This window comes from Litorivicinus lipolyticus (assembly GCF_009650135.1).
Taxonomy (GTDB): Bacteria; Pseudomonadota; Gammaproteobacteria; order Pseudomonadales; family Litorivicinaceae; genus Litorivicinus; species Litorivicinus lipolyticus.
In genome coordinates, this window is record NZ_CP045871.1 from 1,709,499 (window position 1) to 1,724,198 (window position 14,700).

Annotated in this window: 14 protein-coding genes; all 14 read right to left on the reverse strand. The window is 43.6% G+C overall.

The window, feature by feature from the left end; all coding sequences use genetic code 11:
* Window positions 1-73: 73 nt before the first annotated feature.
* The 14 genes from GH975_RS08635 to GH975_RS08700 all read right to left on the reverse strand — a co-directional run bounded on the left by GH975_RS08635 (window position 74) and on the right by GH975_RS08700 (window position 14,685).
* Window positions 74-1,102: a hypothetical protein gene (locus GH975_RS08635; protein ID WP_153714136.1), complete on the reverse strand. Its 1,029-nt coding sequence runs from the start codon at window positions 1,100-1,102 to the stop codon at window positions 74-76.
* The gene (locus tag GH975_RS08640; protein ID WP_153714137.1) at window positions 1,103-2,590 is read right to left on the reverse strand and encodes a glycosyltransferase; all 1,488 of its coding nucleotides are present in this window, start codon (window positions 2,588-2,590) and stop codon (window positions 1,103-1,105) included. It abuts the gene before it with no gap.
* A gap of 20 nt (window positions 2,591-2,610) precedes the next feature.
* Window positions 2,611-3,870, reverse strand: a complete 1,260-nt coding sequence (locus GH975_RS08645) for an O-antigen translocase (protein ID WP_153714138.1) — start codon at window positions 3,868-3,870, stop codon at window positions 2,611-2,613.
* Window positions 3,871-3,872: 2 nt separating this feature from the next.
* Complete coding sequence (locus GH975_RS08650; protein ID WP_153714139.1) at window positions 3,873-4,997, reverse strand: DegT/DnrJ/EryC1/StrS family aminotransferase; 1,125 nt, start codon at window positions 4,995-4,997, stop codon at window positions 3,873-3,875.
* Window positions 4,994-6,199, reverse strand: a complete 1,206-nt coding sequence (locus GH975_RS08655) for a formyltransferase family protein (protein ID WP_153714140.1) — start codon at window positions 6,197-6,199, stop codon at window positions 4,994-4,996. The genes GH975_RS08650 and GH975_RS08655 overlap by 4 nt, the downstream gene beginning before the upstream one ends.
* On the reverse strand, window positions 6,196-6,621 hold the full coding sequence (locus tag GH975_RS08660; protein ID WP_211365796.1) for a sugar 3,4-ketoisomerase: 426 nt from the start codon (window positions 6,619-6,621) through the stop codon (window positions 6,196-6,198). The genes GH975_RS08655 and GH975_RS08660 overlap by 4 nt, the downstream gene beginning before the upstream one ends.
* A gap of 472 nt (window positions 6,622-7,093) precedes the next feature.
* Window positions 7,094-7,981 carry a dTDP-4-dehydrorhamnose reductase gene (gene rfbD, locus GH975_RS08665; protein ID WP_153714141.1) on the reverse strand — a complete coding sequence of 296 codons (888 nt, stop codon included), beginning with the start codon at window positions 7,979-7,981 and terminating at the stop codon, window positions 7,094-7,096.
* A gap of 1 nt (window position 7,982) precedes the next feature.
* Entirely contained in the window at window positions 7,983-8,525 is a 543-nt protein-coding gene (gene rfbC, locus GH975_RS08670) for a dTDP-4-dehydrorhamnose 3,5-epimerase (RefSeq protein ID WP_153714142.1), read from the reverse strand.
* Window positions 8,522-9,400: a glucose-1-phosphate thymidylyltransferase RfbA gene (gene rfbA, locus GH975_RS08675; protein ID WP_153714143.1), complete on the reverse strand. Its 879-nt coding sequence runs from the start codon at window positions 9,398-9,400 to the stop codon at window positions 8,522-8,524. Before rfbA ends, rfbC begins: the two co-directional genes overlap by 4 nt.
* A gap of 14 nt (window positions 9,401-9,414) precedes the next feature.
* Window positions 9,415-10,473, reverse strand: coding sequence for a dTDP-glucose 4,6-dehydratase (rfbB, locus tag GH975_RS08680; RefSeq protein ID WP_322788848.1), 1,059 nt, complete (start codon window positions 10,471-10,473; stop codon window positions 9,415-9,417).
* Window positions 10,473-10,865 (reverse strand): MarR family EPS-associated transcriptional regulator, encoded by a 393-nt coding sequence (locus tag GH975_RS08685; RefSeq protein WP_246164709.1) that lies wholly within the window; start codon window positions 10,863-10,865, stop codon window positions 10,473-10,475. The genes rfbB and GH975_RS08685 overlap by 1 nt, the downstream gene beginning before the upstream one ends.
* 171 nt (window positions 10,866-11,036) lie before the next feature.
* Window positions 11,037-12,068 carry a plasmid partitioning protein RepB C-terminal domain-containing protein gene (locus GH975_RS08690; RefSeq protein ID WP_211365797.1) on the reverse strand — a complete coding sequence of 344 codons (1,032 nt, stop codon included), beginning with the start codon at window positions 12,066-12,068 and terminating at the stop codon, window positions 11,037-11,039.
* A complete protein-coding gene (locus GH975_RS08695) occupies window positions 12,065-13,030 on the reverse strand; it encodes a plasmid partitioning protein RepB C-terminal domain-containing protein (protein WP_153714145.1) in 966 nt (321 codons plus the stop codon). The genes GH975_RS08690 and GH975_RS08695 overlap by 4 nt, the downstream gene beginning before the upstream one ends.
* A gap of 92 nt (window positions 13,031-13,122) precedes the next feature.
* Window positions 13,123-14,685, reverse strand: coding sequence for a recombinase family protein (locus GH975_RS08700; RefSeq protein WP_211365798.1), 1,563 nt, complete (start codon window positions 14,683-14,685; stop codon window positions 13,123-13,125).
* Window positions 14,686-14,700 lie beyond the last annotated feature (15 nt).

Genomic DNA, 14,700 nt, shown 5'->3' on the forward strand with positions numbered 1-14,700 from the left:
AGACAGTGTTGAGCGTTGCTCGTCAGCAAGACGTGATATTTTAACCTGTCTGTTGTGTCCGTTGAAGCATGTATCAATACGCACCTCCTCTCAAAAACGCTTGCACGATCGCTCTTGTAGATCTCTTGACGCGTTTGAAATAGTAGTCATACGATGTCTCAAAATGATAACTTCCTAAAGCGAGTAAGGGCATTATCGTCAACAGAGGATAAACATAGCGAATGAACGTCGTAAAACCTGGAGTGAAAAGGGCGTAGATCGACATAGACACATATATACCCAACGAGAAACAAAATCTCCGATACCTAAGAAAAAAAACAACCTGAAGGGCGGCGGCGGAAACCGCCATCGGAACAAACATAACAGTTGGAGATAACATGATATATCCTCCACTGATTGTCAAAAAAGGCCATACAAAAGCCCTCAGTACATCCCCTAATATACCGAGTTCATTGAACGTAGGTACGGCGTCGTAACTCTGAAACACCATAGTTTCATTCCCACCTCTCAACAAATAACTCAAAGTGCCGGGAACAAATATCTCAATAGAAGCAAATAAAAATATAATCGCAACCAACAAAACCACTGGGGATCTAATCAACCCGATTATGTAAAGAGGAGAGGCCAGTCGCAGAAAACAAACACCTAAAAAACTAAGTATGCTAACCACACGATTACTGGTAAAGACGATTACAATAAGAAAAATTACTAGAGTATCTTTCAAGACATGCAAGGCCAAATGCATTCGATAAAGATCAAGAATCACGACTAGCGCAATAAAAACCTGAAAGTAACTCCTACAAAAGTGACGACGAAGTAATCCATACAACTTAACATTTGTGTACAGGTAGACTAAAACATTAATACCAACCAAATAAAATAAATTCCCGCCAAAAGCCCAAGACAGAAAAAAATAGCCTGAACCAAAAATTAAATTGAAGTTTTCTGACGACTTCAAATAGGTCTGCTCATCCACATGAGCTTGACCCGGCCCGATACCAACAAAATCCTCGAATACTAATAACAGACATAGACAAGCGAAATTGATACAAAGAAAGACAAGCGACGAAAGAGAATCTTTCGATATCTGTCTGATAAGCATTTATGCGACTCGTCCTTTAGAAATCCGATAAAATAGGATTCGTGCCAACTTCCAAGCTGATTTAGTGAAGAAAAGTACAGCCCAAAATGGATTTTTCAATATGAAACTCCAACCGAGTTCGCTTACAATAATCATATCTGAATAACCCATCCACTTACTTTCTATCTCGCTGTACAGACTCTTAACTGCTAGAATATTGATCGAAGTAGCAGTTAGCGGAGCATTGGCAACGAAGCCTGAAGCTTTGATTTCACCAAAATCCCTGTGAAAGTCGTCATGATCCCTTATGTACTTTTTGCAACTGTTTGCGTGCTCCTTTCTCTTAACATCACTCCTAATGAGGGCGTTCATGAAGCTAACAAACTCGCTCTGATCAGCTATTGAGATTTGAGCATCACATGTTTCATGAATAACATCTTCAGCAAAATTGTGCGCATAAACGCCTCTGAAACCAACTACAGGCTTGCCAAGCGATACTGCGTAATGTGTCATTAGTCCACCGAAGTGGGGGTATGTATTTACAAAAACATCACACCTGTTGAAAAGCCCAGCAATGTTATTAGTTGGACCTAGCAGTAGTACACGATTCTTGTTCTGAGATCTACTCCAAAAACTCTTAAATTTAATCGGATTGCCGGATCCGGCAAAAACAAAGTAGGCGTCAGAATTTTCGGTTAAAATCTCATCTATTAGGTTAAAAAAACGGCCATCATCGCCGTAGATTTTGAAGAAATTTGAACCCGAAAATAATACTACAGCAGTTGACGGAACATTAAGATCAAACTTGACTACTTTGCTTGGTAATATCGGATAATACCTTAATACCATATATTTATCGGGACTAATACCCCGTTCCTGAACAGCCAAAACTCTTCCGTAGTCTCGAAAGCCTATAAAATCGTCAAAGATTGACGCACCGAGCCAAAAATTATGATCTGTGATATCAATAAGTGTCTTTTTTAGACCGGACATAGTACTAAGGGCTATTGTAGCCTCGACGGACCAAGGGCTCAAATGACAGAAAACTCGCGCTGCGTTTGTGGATTGTAGCAAGCTGCAAATACTTTTTATTTTTTCATCAACATTTAATCCTGCAACAAACTTAACCTCAACGTTACAATATTCAGCAATGATTTTAGATATACTTGAACCTCTATGGATTGGGGGTGGTCGATTAACGATATAAAAAACCTTATCGTACGACCGGCACAGTTCGATCAAATATTGTTCAGATAGCCCCCGATTATCTAGAGCAAAATCGTCTAAAAAGGCAACAACCAGTTCATCATTTGAAGAAACATAATTTACTCCGATTAGATTTTTACCATAATCAATAAGTCCACGCTCGAGTTCTGGCAGGTAATAGGCACTGCAGAGTTGATAAGTCAGTCGCGCTGCGCATCTTGCATAGTCGACACCAGTTACATCTCTGCTTTTGAGTAATCCAACAGCCCGCTCTAATATTTTATGCTCGTTTCTACCTAACAATTACCAGACCCCATAAAAATTCATTTATTATATTCTTTTTTCAAGTGTTTTCGCACAAAAACAACCATAACCAGAAAATAAACAAAACAGCTTACAGCATGTGCCACTGCGACCCCTTGAAGACCCAAATAATCACAGAGAAAAACCGTTAGACCGTAAAACAATATAGAATTTAATATCTCAGTTGACACATAAAGAGCAACCATAGCTTTAGCCAGCATTATAAAGGAAAGAATCCAACTGGCGACCCTTAAAACATCACCTACTAACTGCCACGGCAACAAATCGACTATTTTCAAGAATTCCACGGAAAATAGATTAGATATCAAGTCAATTCTGAATAAATATATAAAAAGACAAACAACACACGCAGCTGGAAAAATAAAAACATACCCTCTTTTTACTTCACGATAAATATCACTATAGGTATGCAATCTTGCTAATTGTGGTACATAATACACCGCTAGAGAACTACTAAATATCAATAAATATGCAGAACTCAATCTCCACATAGCCTCCCAATATCCAGCATCACTAGAAGTAAAAATTTCAGTCAGATAATTCCTTATTGCTATGTGTGTTATTGGGATAACAAGTGCGGTTACACTTGCCATAACTGTAAAACCAAACAACTCTCGAATAATTGAACGATCAATTCGCCCTATCAAGTGTTCGACCCTAAACCAACTCCGCTTTGTGAGTAGATAGCCATTCACCAATACCGCTAAAATTTGATAAGTAGCCAACCCTATTAGCGACCCCAAAACTCCATATCTGTAAACTAGGAAGCAAGTCACTATTACCGAGGATATACTGGTCCAAACATGTGCGGCAACGTAGTTATTAATATCCCGCTTTCCATTCACTATAGATAACAGCATATTATTTAATATAAAAAATGGCACGCCGATTGCTACCCACCGAAAAACTATAGAGAGGGCGCCATCATCGAATATCCAATTTGCAAATTCTTCTGCTGCAACCCAAAAGATGACAGAAGAGGAAATCCCTCCTATGACACTGAGGTTAACACTAGTTTTCCACAGTGCTTGTTGCTTTAATAAATCATTATCATACTCAGAAGTATATTTGGTCACACCGGTATTAATTGCAAAACTTCCAATAACACTCGCTATTTGGAGCACATTTTGTAATTGACCTACTAAGAGATATCCTGAAGGACCCACAGTAATTGCTAGGACCTTATTGATTCCAAGTAAACAAAGCAGACGTACTGCTACCGCGAATCCATTCAGGATTGCTGCTTTTGCAAAGCCCATTATTAGTTATTTGATCTGTACTGATTACAAACGTCTATAATATGGTCAACGTCTGAATCTGACATTACTGGACTAATAGGCAAACTTACCACTTCTCTGTGCATCTTTTCTGTTACGGGATAATTATCGAAATTAAACTCTTCGTAAGCGGCTTGTTTGTGTGGAGCGATTGGATAATGAATTAATGGCGCGATGTCGTTTTCTTCGAGAAAGTGGATAAACTCACTACGATTTTTACAACGAACAACAAAAAGATGAAACGCATGGAATGTTAGGCTTCCTTGCATCTCAGATTTTTTAAGTGGAAGTAAAAGCTCCCTGTTGCGTATCCGTTCACAATATAGTTTTGCAATTTCTCTGCGACGGCGAAGCTCTTCGTCTAAATACTTCAGTTTCACCGACAGCATTGCTGCTTGTATCTCATCTAACCTACTATTTACGCCTTTATAAACATGTTCGTATTTCTTGTAACTCCCATAATTGCCGAGCGCTGCGATTACGTCTCTCAGCTCTTCGTCGTTTGTAGTTACGCACCCCGCATCTCCGAGAGCCCCGAGGTTTTTGCCTGGATAGAAGCTGAACGCAGCTGCATCACCGATGCTACCGGCCCGCGCCTTCCCTCGTGTTGCACCATGAGCTTGTGCGCTATCTTCAAGTATAAGAAGCCCGTGTGCGTTGGCGAAAGAAACTATATCGTCAAAGTCTGCGAGCCTACCGTATAAATGAACCATTAGAATCACACGAACTCGCGGAGTAATACTCTGCGTTACTGCATCTGCCGTTATGTTAAATGTGAACCAATCGGGCTCTACCAACACGGGCTTAAGTCCAGCGGACGATATAGCAAGTATGCTAGCAATATAAGTATTTGCAGGAACTAAAACTTCATCACCTGCTTCGATTTTTCCCATTTCCATCCAAGCTTTTAGTGTGAGCGTAAGAGCATCAAGACCATTTGCTACCCCAACGCAATAATCTGTTCCGATATAACTAGCAAATCTTTCTTCAAACTTTTCTGTTTCACTTCCACGTAAGTACCAACCAGAATCAATGACTCTACCAACTGCTTCTTTTAACTCTGTACTATATTGGTAATTTATTTTATCTAAAGCCAAAAATGGGATCACAACTTTACTCCTAACATTATCTGATCGAAGGTATGAGAATCTATATAGTCAGCTAACGCCAATCCATTGAAATCTCGCTGATGGATATTTGCGCCGCTAGATAGGCAACGATCGATAACCTTACGGTTACCCGTTCTCAAGAAACCATCTTTTGCGTACATTAAAACTGTTGTCCCATTCCGGTTACATGCGTTTACATCAGCGCCTTCCGATAATAAGAAATTGAAAATATCGCCGTGCGCATGGTAAGCAGCCACCATTAAAGGCGTCCAACCAGTTGAACCTCGATCTTCGATTGAGGTAATATTTTTCAACAACGAAACAACTGAGTCAAAATCCCCGATCTCTAGGCAAGCGATGAAATCAGTGTATCTATCTTTGAATAACTTGATATTGTAGTCTATTGTAGATATCAAAACGTAAGAGTCGCATTCGTATAAGAGAGTACCAGGCGTATGCTGGCTTCTTTCCCCTACGATCTCATAGTTCACAATAGGCACGCCGTTAAACTCGGGTAACTGATACTCTCTGAAAGCTAGAGCTTTAACTTTCCTACCTATCTTCCATGCAGTGTTTTTTAAGTTGAGTGTTCGGTCAGAGAAATCAAACGAGTCAATCGAGTAGTAACTGGATCCAATTGGATGCTGCGGCCGAGAAATGAAACTTCCTGTGAGCAATGGCTTAACTGTTCTTTTAAATAAATCCAACCCCTTCCTTAAATACAACCAGTACAGTTCGCTTGACGTGGTAAATTCATTAATTAAAAACTCTTCGCAATCAATAACTTCACCAGTGTCGACCCCACGATCTATTCTATGAAGTGTACATCCAACCTTTGACTTACCGTCTAATATTGGCCAGATCGATGTATACATCCCTTTGTATTCAGGCAACAATGAAAAATGGATATTATATAGACAACTGCTCTTAAAACTATTAGGTTTAATAATCTGATCAAATTCTAACGAAAAAAAGACTTCAGCACTTGATTCAGCTTCCTGCAAAGTTAGCGCCCTAACACTTCTTCTTTCAGCATATTTTTTTAAAGACAACTGCCAGCCGTTGTTACCGTTGTCTGTTTTATTTATTACAACTGCAATTTTCGAGGGCGGATACTTAATCTCAGTCAAGAGATAATCCAATGCACCAATAGCTATGCTGTTTTTTCCAGCAATGACGATGTTCTTTGTATCAGCGCTCATTTACCTTTCCCTGCGCAATGCTCAATAAATCTCTGGTAATCCCTTATATAATCGCCTTCATCATAATGCTCGCTAGCCAAAACAAGGAGGACACAATCACTAGAAAAGTTATGCATCTCTCTCCAAACCATATTTTCGATCAGAATTCCTTTAGTCGGATCATCAAGCCTTACTGTTTGGCGATTTATTCCATCATCTAAGACCATGTCGCAATTACCATGAATTGCAAATGCTATTTGCTTTAAGTTTTTGTGTGCATGATAACCGCGGCTTACACCCTCTTCAGTTCGATATATGTAATACAATCGTTTAACTTCGAACGGTACTTGTTTTTGATTCCCAACTTCAATAGATACTAGACTTCCACGACTATCACCCAGTTCTTGAAACTCTATCCAATTAAAATCAACTATTTGCGACACCGTGTTTCTCCAATGTGACGACCCCAAGAGGATATCGCCAGTATTCTGTTTTTATCACCTCTGGTGATTGACTTTAAAGTTCGTCTAACCCAATCCAGTTACTCTGAATACAATCTCTTCCAAACAATCTACTTTCAGACCCTGTCTGCGCTCTATTGTCTGAACGAATTGGCCAGCCCTCAGTGAGTCGCGTGCACAGTAGCTAATCACGCAGAACCACAACCCCTCAAACTAACAATGATCTCATCTATATCAAGAAAATCACTGTTGACTCAGGTGATTTTTATCTCACTTAGCTTGACGTTCCCAGATATCTCTCCAGAGATAATTGCACCCTGTCTTTTTAAATAGTTATAAACGATAAACATTCGTATCTCGCTTTGGCAAAAATTGTATTCGGAATCTTGTTTCCAATTTCTTCTGGATGTTGAACTGGGACTGATACATAGATGAAGAGAGAATATTCGCTCGTTTAGCCGACTCCTTTTATAGACTCTAAGACCATTTCTAAATCGAGGCTCCATTGCCCCCCGGACACGTTAAAGCAACGTTCAAGTTTATCTGTCTTTAAACTTGAATTTTCTGGACGCTTTACTGATGTCAAAAACTGTGAACTGGGGATTGGCGCAATCTCGACAGGATGATCCACTAGCCCCATCTTTGTAGCACGCTCAATAATCTCTTGAGCAAACTGATGCCAACTTACGTATGGCTTCTGGCAATAGTGGTATATCCCCCAAGAAATCGCATTCGTTTGCTCAAGCTGAGCGGCGATCTTTAGCAGAGCTGCAGCGACACCATGGGCACTAGATGGTCCTCCGAACTGATCCGACACCACATCAAGTCGATCCCGTTCCCGAGCCATACGCACCATAGTTTTTACAAAATTTCCGCCATGTTCAGAAAACACCCAACTAGTTCTAAGAATAATGAACTTAGACAGCGTGTTGCGTACAGCTAACTCACCCATAAGCTTACTTCGTCCATATATACTAGTTGGGTTTACGCTATCTGTTTCCTTGTAAGGAATATCAGACTCGCCATCAAAGACATAATCCGTTGATATATGAAACAGCGGGATATCCAGTTTTTTACATGCAGCAGCTAGAATTTTTGGTCCGGTTTCATTAACTGCATACGCTGATTTCTTATCAGTCTCAGCCTTATCAACAGCCGTATAGGCAGCTGCGTTAATCACCAAATCTGGTTTAATCTGAGAAATAACCGAATCTACATTCCTTATATTGGTGATATCTAATTCTGCGCTGGACATCCCAAACATAGCGAATCCATAGCTTTCGCCCTGATCCATCAAGCATCGACCTACCTGCCCATTTTTACCAGTAACGAGAACTCTCATATCATCGCACTGCTTTTCTGATTTGAGATAAATTAGGTAGTTTTAAATCCTTTTCCGAAAGCTGTGGACTTTCGATTGGCCACGGAATTCCAACTTCAGGATCATTCCATATGAGACCACCCTCATCTTCTGGAAAATAAAGGTCTGTGCATTTGTATTGAAAATCAGCAGTATCAGTTAATACGCAGAAGCCATGTGCATACCCAGGTGGAATCCATAATTGGAGGTGATTTTCTGCACTCAATTCAACACCAACAAATTCACCAAACGTGTCTGAGTTTGGATCAACATCCACAGCAACATCATAAACTGTGCCTGAACTACAGCTTACAAGTTTGCCTTGGGGACGGGTTTTCTGGAGGTGCAAGCCACGCAGAACGCCCTTTTGAGAACGCGAATGATTATCCTGCACAAATGGCAGCGTTAAACCAGCTTCTTTATATCTTTCAGCCTGAAAGGTTTCTTTAAAAAAACCTCGGTGATCGCCAAAGACTTTAGGCTCAATGATAAAAACACCAGGTAACTTTGTGTTAGTCACTTTCATCGAAATGAAGCCTCTTCAGCAATCTGTAAAAGATACTGACCATACCCAGTTTTAGCTAAGGCTTCGCCCTGAGCAATTAATTGCCCTTTACTCAACCAACCATTTCTAAAACCAATCTCTTCAAGGCAAGCAACTTTCAAGCCCTGTCGATGCTCAATGGTTTGCACGTATTGGCCAGCTTCCATTAAGGAATCATGTGTACCAGTGTCTAGCCATGCGAAACCACGCCCCATTAGGCTTACATTTAGCTCACCCAACTGAAGGTAGGCATTATTTACATCTGTAATCTCAAGTTCACCTCGATGACTTGGTTTCACCGCTTTAGCAATTTTCACAACACGGTTGTCGTAAAAATAGAGACCTGTTACTGCGTAGTTGGATTTTGGTTCTGAGGGCTTCTCCTCGATTGAAATTGCTTTACCCGATTGGTCAAACTCGACCACACCGAAACGTTCAGGATCAGAAACGTGGTAGCCAAACACAGTGGCACCGGAAGAGCGTTGAGCCGCCTCTTTTAGCATTCCGCTAAAGCCGTAACCATAAAAGATGTTGTCACCCAATATCAGACAGACACTATCATCACCGATAAACTCTTCACCAATGATAAAAGCTTGTGCTAGTCCATCAGGAGATGGCTGCTCTGCATACGATAAATTAATACCGAAATAACTACCGTCGCCCAGCAACTCTTGGAAACCAGGAAGATCATGGGGTGTTGATATAACAAGAATGTCTTTAATACCTGCTAGCATCAAAACTGAAAGCGGGTAATAGATCATAGGCTTGTCGTAAATAGGAAGCATCTGCTTTGAAACGCCGCGTGTTATAGGGTGTAAACGTGTACCCGAACCACCTGCTAAGACTATACCTTTCATATTAAACCTCTCCGTTACTCACCGATGCGATCCAAACGATATTCACCGTCTAAAACCCGCTGCCACCAGATCTGGTTATCCAAATACCATTGAACTGTCTTACGAAGACCCGATTCAAATGTTTCAACGGGCTTCCATCCTAGCTCTTGTGCAATCTTCGAAGCATCAATGGCATAACGCAGATCATGACCGGGACGGTCTTTGACATACGTAATCAAATCTTTATATGAACCCACACCGGCAGGTTTTTCTGGATGCAGTTCCTCTAATAACTCACAAAGAGTATTCACCACTTCAATGTTCTGCTTCTCATTGTGTCCACCGATATTGTAGGTAGAACCAATTTCTGCTGTTGTTGCAACGAGCACTAAAGCACGAGCATGGTCTTCAACATAGAGCCAATCACGTATTTGATTACCTTTACCGTAAACAGGCAATGGTTTACCTGCTAGGGCATTCAAAATCATGTGTGGAATGAGTTTTTCAGGAAAATGATAAGGTCCATAGTTATTAGAACAGTTCGTCAAAACAACCGGCAAACCAAATGTTCGGTGCCATGCACGCACTAGGTGATCTGAACTTGCCTTTGATGCCGAGTATGGAGAGCTCGGCGCGTACGGAGTTGTCTCTGTAAACAGATCGTCAGTCCCTTCAAGATCGCCATACACCTCATCGGTTGAGATATGATGGAAACGGAATCCTGCCTTTTTGTCAGTCGAAAGCTGTAACCAGTATGCGCGAGCGGCTTCCAGCAAATGGTAAGTGCCCACAATATTGGTCTCAATAAAGTCCGCGGGACCCTCTATTGAGCGGTCCACATGGCTCTCGGCCGCCAGGTGCATAATGATATCAGGCTGAAACTCAGCCAACACTCTGTCGAGCTCGGTACGATCACAGATATCAGTCTGACTGAACTGATAGCGATCAGAATGTGCAACCGTTAAAAGGGACTCGATGTTGCCAGCATAGGTCAACTTGTCAAGATTGAGCACTTGGTGTTCAGTATCGTTAATCAGATGGCGCACAACAGCAGAGCCGATAAAACCGGCCCCACCTGTTACTAAGACATTCACTATTGATTCTCCAGTGTCGCTGTATCGGTACTTTTCATTTCAGACTCAAGCTGTTCAATCTCTTTCAGCAGCTGCTCATACTCAGCCATTTTTCTTTTCAGAAATCGCGCTGTGATTTTTGCCTTTTCAGCCACTCCTTCTGCTGTAAGGAAGTAGGCATAGCCAATCTTGCGATCCGATTTGGCAAAGTTACCCAGCTTTACTAGCCCTCTATCCACCAGCGCTTTAAGGCAGTAATTCACTCCGCCAAGGCTGACATTTAGCTCGCTGGCGATTTGACGTTGGCTTGCTTCAGGGTTCTCTTCCAGTACTCGCATTACACGAAGCCGGAGCTCATCTTGAAACTTAATATCTTCTGAATTTTTTGGCTGTGGCATTTTTCTTTCAGGCACGCTACCGCACGGTGCGTCATTGCACCGGTACGAAAAGTTCATCTTGTGAACATTCTATCCTGATATTTATCCAGCGTCACCTCATTTATATTCTTTTTGAGACTTAAATGCATTTTGCTCTTTTGAGTTCGACGTTGATCAATCTCGGTTTGTCTCTAATATGGGATGCCATTATTCACTCTGGGTCGGCTCGTCCGAGTTTTCATTCAGCGCTTCTTCCATGCTCACTGTATTTACCACCAATTCGAAATGGCTCAATATTTCTGGCTCATGCTTATCAACAAATGTTTTTACTGCCTCGTTCTCAAGCAGCTTGGTTAAGTAGCCTTTTGCCACCATCAGGTTGAGCAAGTCAGAGCCATAGTTGGATTCAGCCTCTTTGTATTGGTCTTGCACCTGGTTCATCTCTTTTTCGAGCTTAACCATCTGTTCGATGGGGGCTGTTTTCTTCTCTTTGTCTTCGGGCTTTAAGTCGGCTCTTTGTTCTGGGGGTGTTGCCTTGAGCAGAGCTTCTGCATGTGCGACGGTTATGGAGCTACTTGCAAGCATCAGCTCTACTGCCTCGACTTGCCGGGCAGACTTCATACACCTGAGGATGCGGGTGACATCAGGTGTAAATTGATGGTCTTGCAGCAAGTTGATGGCATCGGGGCAGATGCCTTGCAGAAGGTTAACGCGCCGGTTGATTGAGCTCAGGTTAACGTTGAATGCTCTGGCGAGGCGCTCCTTACTTACCCCGCGATCAATAGCACGCCTTAGCATGTAGTGCTCTTGCACCGTTGAGAGTCGGTTAATGCGATGGTTATAGGTGTAGGTTTCGTCGTCTCGGGCAAATAGACAGGGGGCTTCATTGAGTCCGAGCTCTTTGAGTGCCAGGACACGGAGATGACCATCGAGCAGAAGATACTCCTTTTTCTGCTTATCAGTCTGCAATACTGAGAGGGGCTCAATCAGTCCAATCTCGTTAATGGATGAGACCACCTGCTTGTATTTGCGCGTGCTCATGAGGCCGTCGGGCAGTTTTTTGCTGGGTAACAGGCTCTCCAGGGGGATTTGGTAGGTCTCCATCTCAAATCCCAGTAGCGTGTTGAGCGGTGCTGTGCGCAGATCGTGCTGACCTGAGGTATCGTTTTGGAAAATACCTGGGTACATCTCAGAGAGCTTTTGGCTTTGGTTGTTTTGTGGTTGTGGAAGCGTATTCATGCTGTCACTCCTTCTGTTGATTCAGAGTTGTCGCTGTTGGGATTTTCATCAGTTGTTGGAGCGATGTAGGTTTCGATTCGGTCAGCCAAGTACTTGGGCAAGGTATCTAGCCCCTCAGCCCTGAGCAGGTTAACGAAGTGCTCGTCTGCAAAGAGTTTCTTTAAGCCCTGCACTACCAGCAGCAAGCGCTGATGCGCATGTTCGGCTTTAAGTACCATCTTGCGTTGGCGCTCTACTTCTCGCTGATAGGTGCGTACCAGGCTGTAGCTGGATTTGGGCGGGCGCATTTGGTCCGAGTTAGGGGAGCCGGAGCCATGTGTGGTTCGCTTTTCGATAAGGCGTTTGGCTTCGATGATCTGGCGCCCTTTCAGGTGCCCGTTTTCATAGGCCTCCTGGAGCATATCCCCGAGATTGGCCTCTTCACTCTCTGAGTTCTCATTGGCTCGGGCTATTTCGAGGGCGGTGGTGAGGGGGATAGCACCGCGCTGTACGCCTTCGATGAGCCGCTCTTCGCCCTTCTCCAACAGGAAGACGATGTCTTTAACATATTTGGATGAAAGGCCCGTTTTCTCAATAATGATGTCGGCGCTGTAGCCGCGGTTTCTGAGCACTTCGATATCCGCCAGTATCTCAAGCGGTCTGTAGCCCCTTCGGGCTATATTTTCCGCTAGGCTCATGATGAAGGCGTCTTCATCGTTAACGTCGATTACCAGTGCGGGGATATGGGTTTCGCCCAGTATTCGAAAGGCATTCATACGCCCTTCGCCGCAGACTAACAGGTAGCTGGGCTCTTCCTCTCCTTCTGTGTGTCTCTCGGTAACGGTGATTGGTTTTTTCAGGCCAATGGTTCGGATGTTATCGACGATCTCTTCAAATACTTTCATGTTCCGATCGCGGGAGTTAAGGATCTCGATCTTATCGATCGGGACCAGTGTGACGGAGTCGGGTGTGCCGGTCATCATAAGACCTCCTCGAGTTGTGTTTGGGTTGTCTGTTGGTGGTTAAACATGTGGTTCTCCTTCTGCTTAGCTCTTTAGGGTTGGTTGGTGCTGTTCTAGGTTTGTAGCCTTTGAAGGCGCTGGCGTTCTGACATGCCGTAAAAGAAGCTGAGGTCATCAAACCGAAAGCACTCAAAGTCGGCGCTGTTGCGGTTGCTGACTCTTATTTCGTGATTAGGTAGATCGAGTTTGGGGAGCAGGTAGTAATCGAGCTCGTTTGTGTTTTCTGCATCCAGTCGCACCGCCACGGTGAGGTCTGGATTATGGGTGGCACTATCAAAGCGGATACGCCAGCGTTGCATACCTGCATTGGTGGTTTGGCAACGGGCTAATACCAGGCTGATGATCAGTTCATCATTCAGCATCAATAGATCGGTTTTAGGATCCCGTGTGACTTTGCCACCGAGCTCTGCGATGGTGGATTCGGTGCGTTCGATGATCTCTGGGTGAAGTTGGCGCAGGCGCCGGTTGATCTCTATATGTTCGGTGCTGCGCTGGGTATGGAAGCCGACAAGTTCATAAGCCCTAGTAAGACTGCCAAAGCGAGAAACGAGTGTTGATGTATTGGGAAGGTTTTCCGCCTGGTTAATAACCATACCGTTGAGGTAGCCACACTCCTCATAGAGTGCTTTGAGATGTTCCAGGATCTCGTCGTTGGTGTATTTGCGGCTACGCTCAGCCAGGCGCTCTTGTGCCTGCATAAAGGTATCAAGCGGCACGATGCCATCGAAGGCGCCCTCTTTTCGTATCCACATGGCAGGCGGATTGTTAACGTGTTTTCGTTTGAGTTTAAATGAGCGGCGGTTGTAGACATTGTTGCCGATGTATTTTTCATTGGTCAGCACTTGCCTGACAGTGCAGTAGGTCCATTCACGGTCTTTATCGGTTGGGATGGCTTGAGCATTCAGCCGCTTTGCGATTTCTCCTATTTGGAGGTCTTCATCAATTAGCCAGCTGTACATCTGGTTAACAACTTTGATTTCGTAATCGGGGCCGGGCATTAGAACAACGCGGTCGGTTTGCAGGCTTTTATGTTCACCGGCCTTGAGCACCCCTTTGGTTTCACCGCTTTGATCCACCAATACTCGACGTAGGCCATAACCCGCAGGGCCGCCTTGCCTGTAGCCTAGTTCGATCAGTCGGCATTGGCCGGCAAATACCTTGGCCGAGAGCTCTCGGCTGTACTCCCCCGCCATCGCACGTTTAACGCCCTTAACGATAGTGGATACGGGTGAGCCGTCGTTCTCAAACTGTTCGGCCACGTAGGCCACGGCGATGCCCTTGCGCTTACAGATATATTCGTAATAAGCGGATTCATCTGCATCTTGGAAACGCCCCCAGCGACTGACGTCGTAGACCAAGATTAGATTGAAGTCAGTATTGTCAGTTTCAACATCGTTGATGAGTCGCTGGAGCGATGCACGCCCTCCAATGGACAGACCACTTTTACCTTCATCGGCATAGGTTCGCACGATCTCGATATTGCGCCGCTCGGCGTACTCTTTGATTTTGTCAGCCTGGTTGTGGGTGGAGTATTGCTGATGCTCCGTTGACATACGAACGTACTGAGCGGCTCTGAAAGCGGGTTGTTCTGTTTGAGTTTCCTTTTCTGTTGTCATGGTAGATAAGCTCTT